Source organism: Pseudomonas frederiksbergensis, assembly GCF_001874645.1.
GTDB lineage: Bacteria > Pseudomonadota > Gammaproteobacteria > Pseudomonadales > Pseudomonadaceae > Aquipseudomonas > Aquipseudomonas frederiksbergensis_B.
Genome location: NZ_CP017886.1, coordinates 3,146,845 through 3,164,388, shown reverse-complemented (window position 1 = coordinate 3,164,388; position 17,544 = coordinate 3,146,845). Strand labels below are relative to the sequence as shown.

Here is a 17,544-nt window from a genome sequence, read left to right as displayed (position 1 = left end):
CAGCCGATCACGAGCGAATTCATGAGCACTGACAAGACCAATCAGTCCTGGGGCGGCCGCTTCAGTGAACCCGTCGACGCCTTCGTCGCCCGCTTCACCGCCTCCGTCACTTTCGACCAGCGCCTCTATCGTCACGACATCATGGGTTCCGTCGCCCACGCCACCATGCTGGCCAAGGTCGGCGTGCTGACCGATGCCGAGCGCGACAGCATCATCGACGGCCTGAAGACCATTCAGAGCGAAATCGAGGCCGGCACCTTCGACTGGCGTATCGACCTCGAAGACGTGCACATGAACATCGAAGCGCGTTTGACCGACCGCATCGGCGTCACCGGCAAGAAGCTGCACACCGGCCGCAGCCGTAACGACCAGGTGGCGACCGATATCCGCCTGTGGCTGCGTGATGAGATCGACCTGATCCTGGGCGAAATCACCCGCCTGCAAAAAGGTCTGCTGGAACAGGCAGAGCGCGAATCCGGCACCATCATGCCCGGCTTCACCCACCTGCAAACCGCACAACCCGTGACCTTCGGTCATCACATGCTGGCCTGGTTCGAAATGCTCAGCCGCGACTACGAGCGCCTGGTGGATTGCCGCAAGCGCACCAACCGCATGCCGCTCGGCAGCGCCGCGCTGGCTGGCACCACCTACCCGATCGACCGCGAGCTGACTGCCCAACTACTGGGTTTCGACGCTGTTGGCGGCAACTCGCTGGACAACGTCTCGGATCGCGACTTCGCCATCGAGTTCTGCTCGGCCGCGAGCATCGCGATGATGCACCTGTCGCGCTTCTCCGAAGAGCTGGTGCTGTGGACCAGCGCGCAATTCCAGTTCATCGATCTGCCTGATCGTTTCTGCACCGGCAGCTCGATCATGCCGCAAAAGAAAAACCCCGACGTCCCGGAACTGGTGCGCGGTAAAAGCGGCCGGGTGTTCGGCGCGCTGATGGGCCTGCTGACCTTGATGAAAGGCCAGCCATTGGCCTACAACAAGGACAACCAGGAAGACAAGGAACCGCTGTTCGACGCCGCCGACACCTTGCGCGACTCACTGCGGGCCTTCGCCGATATGATCCCGGCGATCAAGCCAAAGCACGCCATCATGCGTGAAGCGGCATTGCGCGGTTTCTCCACGGCGACCGACCTGGCAGATTATCTGGTGCGCCGCGGCCTGCCGTTCCGTGACTGTCACGAAATCGTCGGTCACGCGGTGAAGTACGGCGTGGAAACCGGCAAGGATCTGGCGGAGATGAGCCTGGAAGAACTGCGCAAGTTCAGCGACCAGATCGAACAGGACGTGTTTGCCGTTCTGACCCTGGAAGGCTCGGTGAATGCCCGTAACCACATCGGCGGCACCGCACCGACGCAGGTGAAAGCCGCCGTGGTTCGCGGTCAGGCGCTGCTGGCCAGCCGCTAATCAGCCAAAAGCATCGTCGGATAGCCTGCTCCGGGCGGCGATCCGACGATGACTGACTTCAGATCACTACAAGACTTACTTCCTGGCGGCGATCATCGCCAAAAACTGCGGCATCGCCGCGTCCTTGTCTGCCGCGATGCGCTTGGCATGCGGTGTCTGCTCCAATTGCTCAAGCAATGCCCTGGCGGCGGGTAACTCGGCCAGCAGATCCAGATCGAAGAGCTTTTTGCCGACTGCGCAGGCCAGGCTGACGCTGTACAGGAAGTACAAATCCGCCACGCTCAGGGTGGCGCCCGCGACGTACGGTGCGAACTGGCCATGACGTCCCAGTGATGCAATCCCCAGCAGCAGTTCGGCCTTGGCTTTTTCCTTGATCGCTTCCGGCACCGGCATGCCGAAGAAGGCTTCACCGAAACAAGCGCGAGCCGGCAGCTCGATGTACAACTCGATTTCCTTGGCCAGCGCCAGCACCTGAGCCCGCTCGAATGGAGTTTTGGGCAGAAGCGCAGGCCCCGGTTGCGTGTCTTCGAGGTACTGAAGAATCACGCTGGTCTCGTTGACGAAACCTTGTTCGACACCCAATACCGGAACCTTGCCGCGCGGGCTGATGGCCAGCGCCTCAGGGCTTTGACCGGGGTAAAACGCTACTTCCTCGAAGGGCAGGCCCTTCTCCAGCAACGCATGTTTGACCATGTTGTAGTAGTTGCTGACGGAAAATCCATAAAGCTTGAGCATCACATAGCCTCCAGGCCGTGCAGGGGGTTGGCAGCGATTGTTATAGAACGTCGGGAGCACTCTCGCCAGCAGCATCACACGGCTGAATGCAGGTAAACTGGCGACCTTTCCTTGAGGAGCCTGCCATGAGCGAGCCAGCCGATATCGATAACGACGAAGAAGAGTTCGCCGAAACCACCCTGATCGAAGCGATCGAAAACCAGATCGAAAGCGACAACCCGCCAGCGGCCAAGGCGACGTTCAACAAGCTGACGTTGGTCGGTTACGAGCGTGAAGAAATCCTGCAACTGATGGCGCACGTTCTGGCCGTTGAAATCGACGCAATCCTCGAAGAAGACCGCGCATTCAATACCCAATGGTATGAAACCGCGCTGCGCGCACTGCCAGAGTTGCCGCCAGAAAAGAAATAAAATCAAAAGATCGCAGCCTCCGGCAGCTCCTACGGAGTACGCCGTTCGTTTGTAGGAGCTGCCGAAGGCTGCGATCTTTCAGACTCCTCCCAGCGCTCAATTGATCATGCTCCTCCCTGGCCCCCGACACCCTGCCTGCGGCGAAAAGCCCTCAGCCAACACTGGACACGCCGCCCGAGTGCGTTCACCTTAGGGGCGCTATCGTCTATTCCTAGAAAGTCTGGAGTCCTTATGTCGCTTACCCCTGAGCTGGTTGCCGAACTGGAAATCCTTGCACTCTTCAACCTGGACAGTTCCCAGGAGGGTTTGAAAATCCATCAGACCGCTGCCCCGAAAGCCATTGCTGCCGCACAACGCCTGTTCGACAAAGAGTTGATCACCCAGCCCGATGGCGGTTATCTGACCAGCCTGGGACGTGACGCCGCACAGAATGTTCAGACCGTTCTGACCATTTTGTCTGTCGAAGAAACCGCATAACCGCTGCCGTATCGCCCACGGGAACCCCTGCTACGGGATTTCCGCGGGCTGACTGTCGCCCATCGATAGAAATTTGACGTCAGAAGCCAAAAATCAGCTTAAAAGTCCTGAGCGTCAGGCTGTAAACTGCCCACCGCCCTGAGACTTTCCCACGTTCGAGCACTGCGAACCGGTTTGAGCTGACATGACCCGCACCCATGAAATCCGCCCCGATCTGGACGAAGGAATCGATCGCAAGGTTCTCAGCCAGTTGCGCGCGCGCTTTCTGAAGCTCAATGACGGCCGGTTGGCCCGTGCCATGGAAGGGTTGTCACCCCGCCAGCAAGGGGTCTTGACCCTGCTGCCGCTGTTCTTCCACGTCAATCACCCGCTGTTGCCAGGTTACGTCTCGGGCAGCACGCCAGCCGGGCTGTCGAATTTCGAGCCTGACGCCATGGCGCTCGCCGAAGCGCAACGCCTGACCCGCTCCTTTTCCTACAAGCCCCGCCACGGCAATCCGCCGCGGCCGATTCATGGTTTGTTCCTGATGGGCAGCCTCGGCACTCTCGCTCAGGCCGATCAGAGCGACATGGACATGTGGGTCTGCCACGCCTCGGACTTGAGCGAAAGCGAACTCGCCGAACTGCGTAAAAAGTGCCAGTTGCTGGAAGTCTGGGCCGCCAGTCAGGGTGCCGAGGCGCATTTCTTTCTGATCGACCCGCAACGTTTCATCCGCGGCGAGCGCGACACCCAATTGAGCTCCGACAACTGCGGCACTACGCAGCACTATTTGCTGCTGGACGAGTTCTATCGCACAGCCATCTGGCTCGCCGGACGCACGCCGATCTGGTGGCTGGTGCCGGTGTACGAAGAGTCCGGTTACGACCGGTACACCCATACGTTGCTGTCCAAGCGCTTTATCCGCGCCGACGAAACCCTCGATCTCGGCCACCTGGCTCACATTCCGCCCGGCGAATTCATCGGGGCCGGGCTCTGGCAGTTGTTCAAAGGTATCGAGTCACCCTACAAATCGGTGCTCAAACTGCTGCTGACCGAGGTCTACGCCAGCGAACACCCGAACGTCGAATGCCTGAGCCTGCGCTTCAAGCACGCGGTGTTCGCCAACCGCCTTGATCTGGATGAGCTCGACCCGTACATCGTGGTCTACCGGCGCATCGAGGAATACCTTACGGCCCGAGGCGAGCCAGAACGATTGGAGCTGGTTCGGCGCGCGCTGTACCTAAAGGTCAATCGCAAGCTGACCGGCAGCAGTGGCCAGCGCAGCAAAAGCTGGCAGCGTCTGCTACTGGAGCGGCTGGCTCAGGAGTGGGGCTGGGATCATCGGCAATTGGCGATGCTCGACAGCCGCAGCCAATGGAAAGTCCGTCAGGTCAGCGCCGAACGCCGGGCGCTGGTCAACGAACTGAACTACAGCTACCGCTTCCTGACCCAGTTCGCCCGCACCGAACAAACCGTCAGCCTGATCAACAAGCGCGACCTCAACGTATTGGGTCGCAGGCTGTATGCAGCCTTCGAACGCAAAGCCGACAAGATCGAGTTCATCAACCCCGGCATCGCGCCGGATCTGGCCGAAGACACGCTGACCCTCGTCCAGTCATCGAACAAAAAAGAACCGGGGCTGACCCACTGGGGTTTGTACAACGGCAACCTGAGCAATCTGGAGTGGGAGCATTTCGCGCCGATCAAACGCAGCCACGAACTCCTGGAACTGCTGACCTGGTGCCACCGCAACGGCGTGATCGACAGCAGCACTCGCCTGGCCTTACACCCCGGCAGCAGCGACTTGAGTGAGTTCGAGCTGTTCAACCTGCTGGGCAGCCTGCAACAGACTATCGCCCTACCCCTGACCAGCGTCAGCGAAGAACAACTGCTGCGCGCCAGCGTGCCGAGCGAGGTGCTGATTCTGGTAAACGTTGGCGTCGACCCGCTCAAGCATCACCGTGACCTGAACATCCTGATGACCACCGAGCGCACCGACTCGCTGAGCTACGCCGGGGTGCGCGAGAACCTGGTGCTGACCCTCGATCAGGTCACGCTCAACAGCTGGAACGAAGTGTTGGTCAGCCGCTACGACGGCGCCCACGCCCTGCTCGCCTGCCTGCGCGATTACCTCAACAATCTGCCGGGTGGCCCTCGGCAACCCCGATTGCGAGTGCGCTGCTTCTGCCATAACCGTGCGCAGTTCATCGCCCAGCGTGTCGAGGAAGTCGTCGATACCGCGCAAAACCTGCTGCTCAGCCAACTCAATCATCGCTATCTGATCCAGGTCCAACAGCATTACCACGTACTGGAGCTGGTGCCCGGCCAGGTCAATCATGTCGCGCTGGCCAGTCTGCCGGCACTGCTCGATTACCTGAGCAAAGACCTGACCCGTTACAGCCCGCTGCAACTGGACCCGATGGCGCTGGCGGATCACGACCTGGCGCTGATCCTGCTGATGGGCCAGCCCGACTGCATTCAGGTGTTCTACCGCATCAACGATGCCTGTGCCGAGCTGTACGTGCTGGATGAGTTCAATGCCCTGTGGCAACAGCGCCAGCCGTATCACGACGAGCAAAGCCTGCTGGTGCCACTGCAACGCTTTCTGCAATCAATCCTGTTTCGCCGTGATGCGCTGTTGCCGATAGACCCCGCCCAACCGGTGACAGCCCTGGAAACCCTGTACTACCGATTGCTGCCATCGGGCATCAATCGTGCACGTCGGGTCGAGCCACGGCCCGCACCGCAGACACCCGTGAACAAGCCGTTCTACGACGTCCAGGCGATCGTCGGCAAAGCCGTACCGGGGCAAGGACAGGTCACCCTGTATTGCAATCAGCGAGAGTTTTCCGAGCTGGAGCACGGCGACCAGCTATTTGCCGTGGTCGCGCAAGAGATTGTCGGGCAGCGTCGCGAGGCGCAACACTATCGCTGCTACATCACCGACCTGGACCTGTCCGGCCTGCTCGGTGATGCTCAGAGCTCCAGCAATCTTTACCTGCGCTACAAGGCAGACCTGGAGCGCGCATTGAACAAGGCGCTCGAACAGGCCTGAGGCCTCTCAAAACTTGCAGTCGCCGCCATTTTTGGGCTGCGACTCGACCTCAAGCAATGTCAGCTTCAGGGTCTTGCCGCCCGGTGCCGGCCAGTCGATGTGCTGGCCAACCTTCAAACCGAGCAATGCACTGCCTACCGGCGCAAGAATGGAAATCCTGCCTTCGTCGGCATTGGCGTCCTGTGGATAAACCAGGGTCAGGTGATAATCCTTGCCGCTGCTTTCTTCACGGCAATGCACACGCGAGTTCATGGTCACGACATCGGCTGGCACTTCATCGTGACCGACCAGTGTATCGGCGCGATCCAGTTCGGTTTGCAGCGCGATAACACCTGGCAGCGAGTCATCCAGGCTGTCGATCAAACGCTCCAGACGTTGCACGTCCAGACGGGTAAGGATGATGGAAGGTGCGGTCATGATTAAGGCAGACTCCTTTTTTCTGCACGACAAAAGCAAAACCCCGCCAGAAATAGGCGGGGTTTTCACGGGCCTCGATGAGTTGAGGCGTATCCGGACACTATCACAGCTCAATAAATATACAAGCCAGCCCGGAGAACCTGCACGATCCCTGTGGAGCTGCCGAAGGTTCGGGCCGCGTTCGGACGATCTTTTCAGCACACCACGATGGGTGCAGAAGTCTGTAAAAGGCAAGATCAACAGATCGCAGCCTGCGGCAGCTCCTACGGATGGCTTGCGGGCTTGCGCTGTTGGGCCTGGGCGCAAATCACCCGGCGCCGATCATCGTCGGCCGAGCGCCATTCACGGATATCTTCGACGTGGCGAAAACAACCCAGGCAGACTTTCTGCTCGTCCAGTCGACAGACACTGGTGCACGGCGACGGCACCGCCGCGCTGACGTTGCTGTACAGCGGCTTTGGCGGGCGGGCGGCCGCTGCCTCGGTCACAAGATCACAGCCCTTCGAAATCAAGCTTGGCGCCGGCCTGCTGGCCGACAATGCGCTCAAGCATCTCGCCGAGCTGCTCTTCGCTCTTGTCACACATCCAGCGTTCGCTTTCTTCGTCATAGTCGAAGTGGAAGCCGCCGGACACTGCCGCCAGCCACAGCTGACGTAGCGGCTCCTGACGACTGAAGATCAACTGGCTGCCGCTTTCGAACTTGACGGTGAGCACACCGGCCGAGCTTTCCAGATCAACATCCAGGCCACTCTCATCGAAAATATCTTCCAGCATCTGCTGGGTAGCATCGACCAGATCGTGGAAACGGGCTTCAGTCAAACTCATTGCAGGAACCTCAAAAAGTGTCTACTCACGCTTAAGCGCCGCAAGATACGGCCGAGCCCCAGCGAATGCAAAGGATACCGACCAAGCATCAGGCAAGAGTAGAAAATATCCGCACGCCTTGCGCCGTTTGATCGCTTGCCCGGGCAAAGGCCCGCCAGACGGGCGGTCCGTCGCATAGGCAAGCCGCCGGGTGGCCGGTATACTCCGGCGCAATTAACGCATTTTCAAGGATTTCGCCATGAAGCGCCTGATCTCTTCCCTTGCTGCGCTCGTCGCGGTTGCCTGCCTTGTCACTGCCTGTGGTCAAAAAGGTCTGCTGTATCTGCCCGATGACAGCAAATCTCCTGAAGAACAGGCGAAGTCGTCGCAGTCCAAAGCGCACCAGCACAGCACCAGTACCTACTAAGGGAACATCATGGACGCTTTTAACTACCGTGACGGGGAGCTGTTCGCGGAAGGTGTTGCCCTGTCCGCCATCGCCGAGCGCTTTGGCACACCCACCTACGTCTACTCCCGCGCGCACATCGAAGCCCAGTATCTGGCGTACGCCGACGCTCTGGCCGGCACGCCGCACCTGGTCTGCTTTGCGGTCAAGGCCAACTCCAACCTGGGTGTACTGAATGTCCTGGCGCGTTTGGGCGCTGGTTTCGACATCGTCTCCCGTGGTGAGCTGGAACGAGTTCTGGCCGCTGGTGGCCAGCCCGACAAGATCGTGTTCTCCGGCGTCGGCAAGACCCGTGAAGATATGCGTCGCGCCCTGGAAGTCGGCGTGCACTGCTTCAACGTCGAATCCACCGACGAACTCGAACGCCTGCAAGTCGTCGCTGCCGAACTCGGTGTCCGCGCGCCGATCTCGCTTCGGGTCAACCCGGACGTCGATGCCGGCACACACCCGTACATTTCTACCGGTCTTAAAGAAAACAAGTTCGGCATCGCCATTGCCGACGCCGAAGACGTGTACGTCCGTGCCGCACAACTGCCTAACCTGGAAGTGGTCGGTGTCGATTGCCACATCGGTTCGCAACTGACCACCCTGCCGCCCTTCATCGATGCCCTCGACCGCCTGCTGGCGCTGATCGACCGTCTGAGCGATTGCGGGATCTACCTGCGCCACATCGACCTCGGTGGTGGTTTGGGCGTGCGTTATCGCGATGAAGAACCGCCATTGGCTGCCGACTACATCAAAGCCGTACGCGAACGCCTCGACGGCCGCGATCTGGCGCTGGTGTTCGAGCCGGGTCGCTTCATCGTCGCCAACGCCGGCGTGCTGTTGACCGAGGTCGAGTACCTCAAGCACACCGAACACAAGGACTTCGCCATCGTCGACGCGGCCATGAACGACCTGATCCGCCCAGCGCTGTATCAGGCCTGGATGGACGTCACAGCCGTGCGCCCGCGTGCAACTCCAGCACGCGCCTACGACATCGTCGGGCCGATCTGCGAAACCGGCGACTTCCTCGCCAAGGATCGTCAACTGGCACTGGAAGAAGGCGACTTGCTGGCCGTGCATTCGGCCGGTGCCTACGGGTTTGTCATGAGCTCCAACTACAACACTCGCGGCCGCGCCGCTGAAGTGCTGGTGGACGGTGATCAGGCATTTGAAGTGCGTCGCCGCGAGACGGTAGCCGAGTTGTTTGCTGGCGAAAGCCTGCTGCCGGAGTAAACCCATGCTGCTGCGTTTTACCAAGATGCACGGCTTGGGCAACGACTTCATGGTCCTCGACCTGGTCAGCCAGCACGCGCACATTCTGCCCAAGCACGCCAAACAATGGGGCGACCGGCACACCGGTGTCGGTTTCGACCAATTGCTGATCGTCGAAGCACCGAGTAACCCGGACGTGGATTTCCGTTACCGGATCTTCAACGCCGACGGTTCCGAAGTAGAGCAATGCGGCAACGGTGCGCGCTGCTTCGCGCGCTTCGTTCTGGACAAGCGCCTGACCGCCAAGCGGCAGATTCGCGTCGAGACCAAAAGCGGCATTATTGAACTGGATATCCGCAGCGACGGCCAGATCGGCGTCAACATGGGCGCACCGCGCCTGGTGCCTGCAGACATTCCGTTTCAGGCTCCCGCTCAGGCCTTGAGTTATCAGGTCGAGGTCGACGGCCAGACCGTCGAACTGGCCGCGGTATCCATGGGCAACCCCCACGCCGTTGTACGGGTCAGTGACATCAACAACGCGCCGGTGCATGAGCTGGGACCGAAGATCGAAAACCACCCGCGCTTTCCGGCGCGGGTCAATGTCGGTTTTCTCCAGGTCATCGACCGCAGCCGTGCGCAGTTGCGCGTCTGGGAACGCGGCGCCGGGGAAACCCAGGCCTGCGGGACCGGGGCCTGCGCTGCCGCAGTGGCCGCGATCAGCCAGGGGTGGATGGATTCGCCGCTATTGATCGACCTGCCCGGCGGGCGCTTGTCCATTGAATGGGCAGGTCCTGGCCAACCGGTGATGATGACCGGCCCGGCAGTACGTGTATACGAAGGACAAGTGCGTCTTTGAGTGAGCGAAATACATGACTGATCAGCCTCAGGTTCCAGCCCCACAGCCCGACGAATGCCCTTCCGAAAGCCTGGAGGCGGCGGCGATTGCCGCGTACCTGGAGGCTCATCCGGATTTTTTCGTCGAGCACGAAGAACTGCTCCAGACGCTGCGCATTCCGCACCAGCGAGGCGACACTATCTCGCTGGTCGAACGCCAGATGAAAATCCTGCGCGAACGCAACATCGAGATGCGCCATCGCCTCTCGCAACTGATGGACGTCGCCCGCGACAATGACCGGCTGTTCGACAAGACCCGCCGACTGATTCTCGCGCTGATGGACGCCAGCAGCCTCGACGACGTGGTCATCAGCGTCGAAGACAGCCTGCGCCAGGACTTCCAGGTGCCCTTTGTCAGCCTGATCCTGTTCAGCGACGAGCCCTTGCCCGTCGGTCGCTGGGTAACCGGTGCCGAAGCGCAAAAGGCAATCGGCGGCTTGTTGTCGGAAGGCAAAAGCGTCAGCGGCAGCCTGCGCGAACACGAGCTGGACTTCCTGTTTGGCGAAGAGCAGCGCAAGCAAATCGGTTCCACTGCGGTGGTCACCCTCAGTCATCAAGGCCTGCATGGCGTCCTGGCCATCGCCAGTCGCGATCCACAACACTACAAAAGTTCGGTGGGCACGTTGTTCCTCAGCTACATCGCTGAAGTCATGGGCCGCGTGCTGCCACGGGTCAACACTTCGCTACGCTCGGTACGCTGACCATGGAACGGCAACTCGACGCCTACTGCGAGCACCTGCGCAGTGAGCGTCAGGTGTCGTCCCATACGCTTGAAGCCTACCGTCGCGACCTGAATAAGGTCCTGGCGCACTGCAAAAAACAGAACATCGACAGCTGGACCGCGCTGGACATCCAGCGCCTGCGCAGTTTGATCGCCCGCCTGCACTCGCAAGGACAATCTTCGCGCAGCCTGGCGCGGCTGCTTTCGGCGGTACGCGGGCTCTATCACTACCTGAACCGTGAAGGCCTCTGCGACCACGACCCGGCCAATGGCCTGGCGCCTCCCAAGGGCGAGCGCCGCCTGCCGAAAACCCTCGACACCGACCGTGCGCTGCAACTGCTCGATGGCGCCGTTGAAGACGACTTCATGGCCCGCCGCGACCAGGCGATTCTTGAGCTGTTTTACTCGTCCGGTTTGCGCCTGTCGGAGCTGACCGGGCTCAACCTCGAACAGCTGGACCTGGCGGACGGTCTGGTGCAAGTGCTCGGCAAGGGCAGCAAAACCCGAGTGCTTCCCGTCGGCAAGAAAGCCCGCGAAGCCCTGGAATTGTGGTTGCCGTTGCGAGCCATGGCGAACCCGGTGGACGCTGCGGTATTCGTCAGCCAGAAAGGCCGGCGCCTTGGCTCACGGACCGTTCAGGCGCGGGTCAAGGCCGTCGGCGAGCGCGAGCTAGGGCAAAACCTGCACCCGCACATGTTGCGACACTCCTTCGCCAGCCACTTGCTGGAGTCCTCGCAAGACCTGCGCGCGGTGCAGGAATTGCTCGGCCATTCAGACATCAAAACCACGCAGATCTACACCCACCTGGACTTCCAGCATTTGGCCACGGTCTACGACAGCGCCCATCCACGGGCCAAACGCATCAAAGGCGATGAGCAATGACTATCCAACTGATCACCTTCGACCTCGACGACACCTTGTGGGACACCGCCCCGGTGATCGTCAGCGCTGAAGCGGTGTTGCGCCAGTGGCTGGCCGAGCACACGCCGAACCTCGGTGCCTTGCCGGTCGATCATTTGTGGGCGATTCGTGAGCGGGTATTGAGCCACGAACCCAACCTCAAGCACCGCATCAGCGCCCTGCGTCGCCGGGTGCTGTTCCACGCCCTGGAAGAAGCCGGTTACGCCCATGAGCACGCCACCGAGCTGGCGGATCAAGGCTTCGAGGTGTTTTTGCATGCGCGGCATCAGCTGGAAATCTTCCCCGAGGTGCAACCGACGCTGGAGATTCTGGCCAATCAGTACGCCTTGGGCGTGGTGACCAACGGCAATGCGGATGTGCGAAGGCTAGGGCTGGCGGATTACTTCAAGTTCATCTTGTGCGCAGAGGATATCGGCATCGCCAAACCCGATGCCCGACTGTTCCACGAAGCCCTGAAACGCGGCGGTGCAACTGCAGAGACCGCAGTGCATATCGGCGATCATCCGGGCGATGACATTGCCGGTGCTCAGCAGGCGGGGCTGCGGGCAATCTGGTTCAACCCGACGGGTAAAGTCTGGGAAGCCGACAAGGCACCGGATGCCGAGATCCGCAGTTTGACCGAGTTGCCAGCGTTGTTGGCGGGTTGGAACACAACCAAGATTTGAGTGGTGCCTGAAAAGATCGCAGCCTGCGGCAGCTCCTACGTTGATCGGAGTACACCCGTAGGAGCTGCCGCAGGCTGCGATCTTTTGACTTTGCTTCACCCATGAAAAAGCCCGCAGCGACGGCGGGCTTTTTCAGCAAGCACGTAGCAGGCGCTTAGATAGGCCGGCTGCCGTACTTGTTATCAGGCTTCTTTGGTGGATCCGCCACCACGTTGGCCTCGACTTCCTGAACCTTGCCACCTTTGGCAAGGAACTCTTCCATCGCGCGAGCCAGAGCATCACGCTCTTTGTTCTTGGCTTCGACACTCGGCAGCTCGTCTACTGACACCGCAGCCTTGGCCTTGCCTTTGGCGGTAGGGACCGGCGTGTCATCACCACCATCGTCGTCAGCAACGTCTTCCGCCGCTGCTTCCAGGCCTTCTTCGGTCTCGTCTTCGTCGCCTACTTCGAGGTCGTCGTTTTCCAGATCATCGTCGCTCATGTTCTACCTCATGACTTGCGAAAAGCAGATTAGTTATAGCCCAGCTTTGTCGTCTGTCGACGACCGCCGGAAAAAATTCAACATCCACTGGTAACCAGCGGTTTATGCCTCTTCACCGTGCACGGTGGCGAGGACTTTGCGAGCACCACCGTGATCGCGGTGCTCACCCAGATAAACACCTTGCCAGCTACCTAACGCCAGTCGGCCCGCCATTATCGGCAAACTCAACTGACAGCCTAGCAAACTGGCCTTGAAGTGCGCCGGGAGGTCGTCCAGGCCTTCGTCGTTATGCTCATAACCGGCTGTTCCTTGTGGGATCAGTCGATTGAAAAACCGTTCGAAGTCGCGACGTACCGCCGGATCGGCGTTCTCGTTGATGGTCAACGACGCCGAGGTATGCTGCAGCCACAAATGCAACAGACCAACCCGACAAGCCTTGAATTCAGGCAGGCCAGCGAGTAACTCGTCCGTTACCAGATGAAAGCCCCGGGGCCGTGCCCGCAGGGTTATCAGAGTCTGTTGCCACATACAGTTCTCCGCACGTTCGGGGCGCATTCTAGCGCGCTCTGGGAAAAAACAAAGGCCCTAATATTCCTTCAGTCATGTAAGCCATTGGCCGCAGAAAAACGCTCGCCACAAACACCACTAAACGTGTACGAAAAAACCTTTCAGCCGTACTTTCAGAGACAAAATCCAGACAAAAAAATGCCCGGCAAGCCGGGCAAATTTTTATGCGCTTGCTTACATGTTGTAGCCGCGTTCGTTGTGAAGTGCCAGATCGATGCCCACCGACTCTTCTTCCTCGCTAATGCGCAGCCCCATGACGGCGTCCAGCACCTTGAGAATGATGAAGGTAACGATCGCGGTGTAGATCACCGTGAAGCCTACGCCTTTGCACTGAATCCAGACCTGTGCCGCGATGTCGGTCACGGTGCCGAAGCCACCCAGTGACGGAGCCGCGAATACACCGGTGAGGATCGCGCCGAGGATACCGCCGATACCGTGTACACCGAAGGCGTCGAGGGAGTCGTCGTAACCCATTTTGCGTTTCAGGGTCGTGGCGCAGAAGAAGCACACCACGCCCGCGGCCAGACCGATAATCAGCGAGCCCATCGGGCCAACGGTGCCCGCAGCCGGAGTGATCGCAACCAGGCCGGCGACCACGCCCGAAGCGATACCCAGTGCGCTAGGCTTGCCGTGGGTCAGCCACTCGGCGAACATCCAGCCCAGGGCTGCTGCGGCGGTAGCGATCTGAGTCACCAGCATGGCCATACCGGCAGTGCCGTTGGCGGCTGACGCGGAACCGGCGTTGAAGCCGAACCAGCCGACCCACAACATCGCAGCGCCCATCAGTGTGTAACCGAGGTTGTGCGGAGCCATCGGAGTGCTCGGGAAGCCTTTGCGCTTGCCCAGTACCAGGCACGCCACCAGACCTGCGACACCGGCGTTGATGTGGACCACGGTGCCGCCCGCGAAGTCGAGCACGCCCCAGTCGCCCAACAGCGAACCCGGGCCGCTCCAGACCATATGCGCGATCGGCGCGTAAACCAGGGTGAACCAGATGCCCATGAACACCAGCATCGCGGAGAACTTCATCCGCTCGGCGAACGCACCGACGATCAGCGCCGGGGTGATGATGGCAAAAGTCATCTGATAGGTGACAAACACCGCCTCAGGAAACAGCGCCGTAGGGCCGGTAATACTGGCGGGCGTGATGCCGGCGAGGAAAGCCTTGGCAAAGCTCCCGACAAATGAATTGAGGTTGACGACGTTGACTTCCATACCCGTCGTGTCAAACGCCATGCTGTAGCCATAAAGGAACCACAGGATGGTGACCAGGCCGGTAATGGCGAAGCACTGCATCATCAATGAAAGAACGTTTTTGGAACGAACCATGCCGCCGTAGAACAGCGCGAGGCCTGGAATAGTCATGAACAGCACGAGGGCCGTAGAGGTCAACATCCAAGCGGTATCGCCGGAATTGAGGACTGGAGGAGCCACCGGATCTGCCGCCATGGCCAGACCGGGCATTACGATGGACAACAGGGCTCCTAGCCCTGCGAATTTACGCAGAGTCATATTGTTTTCTCCTGGGGCGTTAGGTTTGGCGGCTTAGATTGCGTCGGTATCGGTTTCGCCGGTACGGATGCGAATAGCCTGTTCCAGATTGACCACGAAGATCTTGCCGTCACCAATCTTGCCGGTATTGGCTGCCTTGGTTATCGCCTCGATAACCCGGTCCAGATCCTTGTCGTCAATGGCGACATCAATCTTCACCTTGGGCAGGAAATCGACCACGTACTCCGCGCCGCGATACAGCTCGGTGTGACCCTTCTGCCGACCGAAGCCTTTGACCTCAGTAACGGTAATGCCCTGCACGCCGATCTCAGACAACGACTCGCGTACGTCGTCCAGTTTGAACGGCTTGATGATGGCAGTGACTAGCTTCATGAAAACTCTCTCCCGAATTGGTGGACTTGCCCCAGGAAAACAAACCCGACTCAAGTCTAAGCGCAGTGCCTGGCTTTGTAACGCATCGTCGACCCTACTCGCCCGACTGACGCCAGTTAACCGCTCCTGACGAAACTCCCCGCTCCGCCTGCCGCACTGCATTCGTCACAGCGACTGCATCAGTGCATGGGTCACAAGGGACTAAGCAGAAAGCTTGCCATCTCGTGAAAAACCACTGATTTCAATCCCTTGACCGCTGCCGCAGGCGCCAATGCCCAATCGCCACCACCAATACGCACAACAACAGTGCGCAAATGCACGGCAACATGCGCGAAAAGCGTGCATCCGCCTCTGCGCAATTGACTATAGACACTGCGTGATACACTGCCGCCATCAGTTTTAAGGACTTCCACCATGCTCGCGCCCAAAGACCTCCTCGACGCCCTTAGCGGCCACGCCTCTCGCCTGTTCAGTGGCGAAACCCCACTGCCAAAAAGCGAAATCGAAAGCCAGTTCAAAGCCCTGCTACAAAGCGGCTTCAGCAAGCTTGATCTGGTGAGCCGGGAAGAATTCGACAGCCAGATGGTCGTCCTGGCACGCACCCGGGCACGGCTGGAGAGTCTTGAAGCGAAAGTCGCCGAGCTGGAAGCCAGACTGAATCCACCCGCGTAGGAGCTGCCGCAGGCTACGATCTTTTGATCTTTGCTGCGAACATCCCGGCCCTTTCCTACAAAAAAACCACCGCATTTCCGATTGCACCGCACAGCCCCGATTTCTAAGCTCACCGGCACCAAAGAAACCGCCTAAACGGCGGTTTTTTTCGCTCTCGAACGCTATACGCCGACATTCGCAACATCCTGCGAAGGTTTCACTCCTCAGTCGCCGTGCTAAAGCCAAACGCAGCGACTAGCCTTTCAAAACCGCAGGAAGCGGCCCCGTACAGCTCAAGGAATGATCATGTCTCTGGCCATCGTCCACAGTCGCGCCCAGGTCGGTGTGGAAGCGCCCGCCGTCACCGTAGAAGTCCATCTGGCCAATGGCTTGCCGTCGCTGACGATGGTGGGTTTGCCGGAGGCAGCGGTGAAAGAAAGCAAGGACCGGGTGCGCAGTGCGATCATCAATTCCGGGCTGCAATTTCCGGCACGGCGTATCACCTTGAATCTCGCCCCAGCCGATTTACCGAAGGACGGTGGGCGATTCGATCTGGCGATTGCTCTTGGAATTCTGGCTGCCAGCGTGCAGGTACCGACGCTGACGCTGGATGACGTGGAGTGCCTGGGAGAGTTGGCGCTGTCAGGCGCGGTGCGGGCGGTTCGTGGTGTATTGCCGGCGGCACTCGCAGCACGCAAGGCCGGACGATCGCTAATGGTGCCGCGGGCAAATGCCGAGGAAGCATGCCTGGCGTCAGGATTAAAGGTCATTGCAGTGGATCATCTGCTGGAGGCGGTCGCGCACTTCAATGGCCACACGCCCGTAGAGCCGTTTGTTTCCAATGGTTTGCTCTACGCCAGCAAACCTTATCCAGACTTGAATGAAGTACAGGGCCAACTTGCGGCCAAGCGCGCATTGCTGATTGCCGCGGCCGGGGCTCATAACCTGCTGTTCAGCGGGCCGCCGGGGACGGGGAAAACGCTGCTGGCGAGTCGTTTACCCGGGCTGCTGCCGCCACTGGCCGAGAGCGAGGCGCTGGAAGTCGCGGCGATTCAATCGGTCACCAGTTGTGTGCCGTTGAGCCATTGGCCTCAACGACCGTTCCGCCAGCCGCACCATTCGGCGTCCGGCCCGGCACTGGTTGGCGGAGGCTCGAAACCACAGCCCGGTGAAATCACCCTCGCCCACCATGGCGTGCTGTTCCTCGATGAGCTGCCGGAGTTTGATCGCAAGGTGCTGGAAGTGCTGAGAGAACCGTTGGAGTCGGGTTGTATCGTTATATCCCGAGCCCGTGACCGCGTACGTTTTCCCGCGCGCTTTCAACTGGTGGCCGCCATGAACCCGTGCCCCTGTGGATATCTTGGCGAGCCCAGCGGACGCTGCTGTTGTTCTCCAGACCAGATCCAGCGTTATCGCAACAAACTGTCGGGGCCGCTGCTGGACCGAATTGATCTGCACCTGACGGTTGCCCGCGAAGCCACAGCGTTGAATCCAGCGCCAAAACCCGGCGATGACACCCTAACCGCCGCAGCCCTGGTCGCGGACGCAAGGGAGCGGCAACACAAACGCCAAGGGTGCGCCAATGCCTTCCTCGACTTGCCGGGCCTGCGCCGACACTGCACGTTATCCACAACCGACGAAACCTGGCTGGAAACCGCGTGCGAACGATTGACCTTGTCGCTGAGGGCCGCGCACCGACTGCTCAAGGTAGCGCGCACCCTGGCGGACCTTGAGCAGGTCGATGGCATCACCCGCGAACACCTGGCCGAGGCGCTGCAGTATCGACCGACCGCAAACTAGTCGA

The 17,544-nt window shown here is 60.0% G+C and carries 21 protein-coding genes; 12 read left to right on the top strand and 9 right to left on the bottom strand.

Annotated elements, in window-relative coordinates:
• Positions 1-21 precede the first annotated feature (21 nt).
• Positions 22-1,416 (top strand): argininosuccinate lyase, encoded by a 1,395-nt coding sequence (argH, locus tag BLL42_RS15175; RefSeq protein WP_071552827.1) that lies wholly within the window; start codon positions 22-24, stop codon positions 1,414-1,416.
• Between the two features lie 75 nt (positions 1,417-1,491).
• Here argH and BLL42_RS15170 read toward each other — a convergent pair whose 3' ends face one another.
• Positions 1,492-2,151, bottom strand: coding sequence for a glutathione S-transferase family protein (locus BLL42_RS15170; protein WP_071552826.1), 660 nt, complete (start codon positions 2,149-2,151; stop codon positions 1,492-1,494).
• A 125-nt stretch (positions 2,152-2,276) separates the two neighbouring features.
• Here BLL42_RS15170 and BLL42_RS15165 point away from each other — a divergent pair, with 125 nt between their 5' ends.
• The 3 genes from BLL42_RS15165 (at position 2,277) to BLL42_RS15155 (ending at position 6,072) form a co-directional block, all read left to right on the top strand.
• Positions 2,277-2,561, top strand: a complete 285-nt coding sequence (locus BLL42_RS15165; protein WP_071552825.1) for a hypothetical protein — start codon at positions 2,277-2,279, stop codon at positions 2,559-2,561.
• 231 nt (positions 2,562-2,792) lie between these two features.
• A complete protein-coding gene (locus tag BLL42_RS15160; RefSeq protein ID WP_071552824.1) occupies positions 2,793-3,038 on the top strand; it encodes a TIGR02647 family protein in 246 nt (81 codons plus the stop codon).
• Positions 3,039-3,222: 184 nt separating this feature from the next.
• Complete coding sequence (locus tag BLL42_RS15155; protein WP_071552823.1) at positions 3,223-6,072, top strand: class I adenylate cyclase; 2,850 nt, start codon at positions 3,223-3,225, stop codon at positions 6,070-6,072.
• Between the two features lie 6 nt (positions 6,073-6,078).
• Here the strand turns inward: BLL42_RS15155 and rnk are convergent, their stop codons facing one another.
• From rnk to cyaY, 3 genes are all read right to left on the bottom strand, one after another.
• A complete protein-coding gene (gene rnk, locus BLL42_RS15150; protein WP_071552822.1) occupies positions 6,079-6,489 on the bottom strand; it encodes a nucleoside diphosphate kinase regulator in 411 nt (136 codons plus the stop codon).
• A gap of 263 nt (positions 6,490-6,752) precedes the next feature.
• Positions 6,753-6,977: a DUF1289 domain-containing protein gene (locus BLL42_RS15145; protein WP_071552821.1), complete on the bottom strand. Its 225-nt coding sequence runs from the start codon at positions 6,975-6,977 to the stop codon at positions 6,753-6,755.
• 4 nt (positions 6,978-6,981) lie between these two features.
• A complete protein-coding gene (gene cyaY, locus BLL42_RS15140) occupies positions 6,982-7,314 on the bottom strand; it encodes an iron donor protein CyaY (RefSeq protein ID WP_071552820.1) in 333 nt (110 codons plus the stop codon).
• A 238-nt stretch (positions 7,315-7,552) separates the two neighbouring features.
• Here cyaY and lptM point away from each other — a divergent pair, with 238 nt between their 5' ends.
• Genes lptM through BLL42_RS15110 form a run of 6 tightly spaced genes read left to right on the top strand, consistent with a single transcriptional unit; the run spans position 7,553 to position 12,157 of the window.
• Complete coding sequence (gene lptM, locus BLL42_RS30205) at positions 7,553-7,720, top strand: LPS translocon maturation chaperone LptM (RefSeq protein WP_167368539.1); 168 nt, start codon at positions 7,553-7,555, stop codon at positions 7,718-7,720.
• Between the two features lie 9 nt (positions 7,721-7,729).
• The gene (gene lysA, locus BLL42_RS15130) at positions 7,730-8,977 is read left to right on the top strand and encodes a diaminopimelate decarboxylase (protein WP_071552819.1); all 1,248 of its coding nucleotides are present in this window, start codon (positions 7,730-7,732) and stop codon (positions 8,975-8,977) included.
• A 4-nt stretch (positions 8,978-8,981) separates the two neighbouring features.
• Positions 8,982-9,812, top strand: coding sequence for a diaminopimelate epimerase (gene dapF, locus BLL42_RS15125; protein ID WP_071552818.1), 831 nt, complete (start codon positions 8,982-8,984; stop codon positions 9,810-9,812).
• A gap of 13 nt (positions 9,813-9,825) precedes the next feature.
• Complete coding sequence (locus BLL42_RS15120; protein WP_071552817.1) at positions 9,826-10,551, top strand: DUF484 family protein; 726 nt, start codon at positions 9,826-9,828, stop codon at positions 10,549-10,551.
• Positions 10,552-10,553: 2 nt separating this feature from the next.
• Complete coding sequence (gene xerC / locus BLL42_RS15115; RefSeq protein WP_071552816.1) at positions 10,554-11,453, top strand: tyrosine recombinase XerC; 900 nt, start codon at positions 10,554-10,556, stop codon at positions 11,451-11,453.
• Positions 11,450-12,157: an HAD family hydrolase gene (locus BLL42_RS15110; protein WP_071552815.1), complete on the top strand. Its 708-nt coding sequence runs from the start codon at positions 11,450-11,452 to the stop codon at positions 12,155-12,157. Before xerC ends, BLL42_RS15110 begins: the two co-directional genes overlap by 4 nt.
• A gap of 154 nt (positions 12,158-12,311) precedes the next feature.
• Here the strand turns inward: BLL42_RS15110 and sutA are convergent, their stop codons facing one another.
• The 5 genes from sutA to BLL42_RS29690 form a co-directional block, all read right to left on the bottom strand.
• Positions 12,312-12,638 carry a dormancy-specific transcriptional regulator SutA gene (sutA, locus tag BLL42_RS15105; RefSeq protein WP_019694242.1) on the bottom strand — a complete coding sequence of 109 codons (327 nt, stop codon included), beginning with the start codon at positions 12,636-12,638 and terminating at the stop codon, positions 12,312-12,314.
• Positions 12,639-12,740: 102 nt separating this feature from the next.
• Positions 12,741-13,166, bottom strand: coding sequence for a secondary thiamine-phosphate synthase enzyme YjbQ (locus BLL42_RS15100; RefSeq protein WP_071552814.1), 426 nt, complete (start codon positions 13,164-13,166; stop codon positions 12,741-12,743).
• 213 nt (positions 13,167-13,379) lie between these two features.
• The gene (locus tag BLL42_RS15095) at positions 13,380-14,717 is read right to left on the bottom strand and encodes an ammonium transporter (RefSeq protein ID WP_071552813.1); all 1,338 of its coding nucleotides are present in this window, start codon (positions 14,715-14,717) and stop codon (positions 13,380-13,382) included.
• A gap of 33 nt (positions 14,718-14,750) precedes the next feature.
• Entirely contained in the window at positions 14,751-15,089 is a 339-nt protein-coding gene (gene glnK, locus BLL42_RS15090) for a P-II family nitrogen regulator (RefSeq protein ID WP_002555808.1), read from the bottom strand.
• 191 nt (positions 15,090-15,280) lie between these two features.
• A complete protein-coding gene (locus tag BLL42_RS29690; RefSeq protein ID WP_129586957.1) occupies positions 15,281-15,505 on the bottom strand; it encodes a hypothetical protein in 225 nt (74 codons plus the stop codon).
• Between BLL42_RS29690 and BLL42_RS15085 the strand changes: the two genes are divergently transcribed.
• Both BLL42_RS15085 and BLL42_RS15080 read left to right on the top strand, forming a co-directional pair.
• A complete protein-coding gene (locus tag BLL42_RS15085; protein WP_071552812.1) occupies positions 15,504-15,761 on the top strand; it encodes an accessory factor UbiK family protein in 258 nt (85 codons plus the stop codon). The two genes, BLL42_RS29690 and BLL42_RS15085, sit on opposite strands and share 2 nt — an antisense overlap.
• A gap of 285 nt (positions 15,762-16,046) precedes the next feature.
• A complete protein-coding gene (locus BLL42_RS15080) occupies positions 16,047-17,540 on the top strand; it encodes a YifB family Mg chelatase-like AAA ATPase (protein ID WP_071552811.1) in 1,494 nt (497 codons plus the stop codon).
• Positions 17,541-17,544 lie beyond the last annotated feature (4 nt).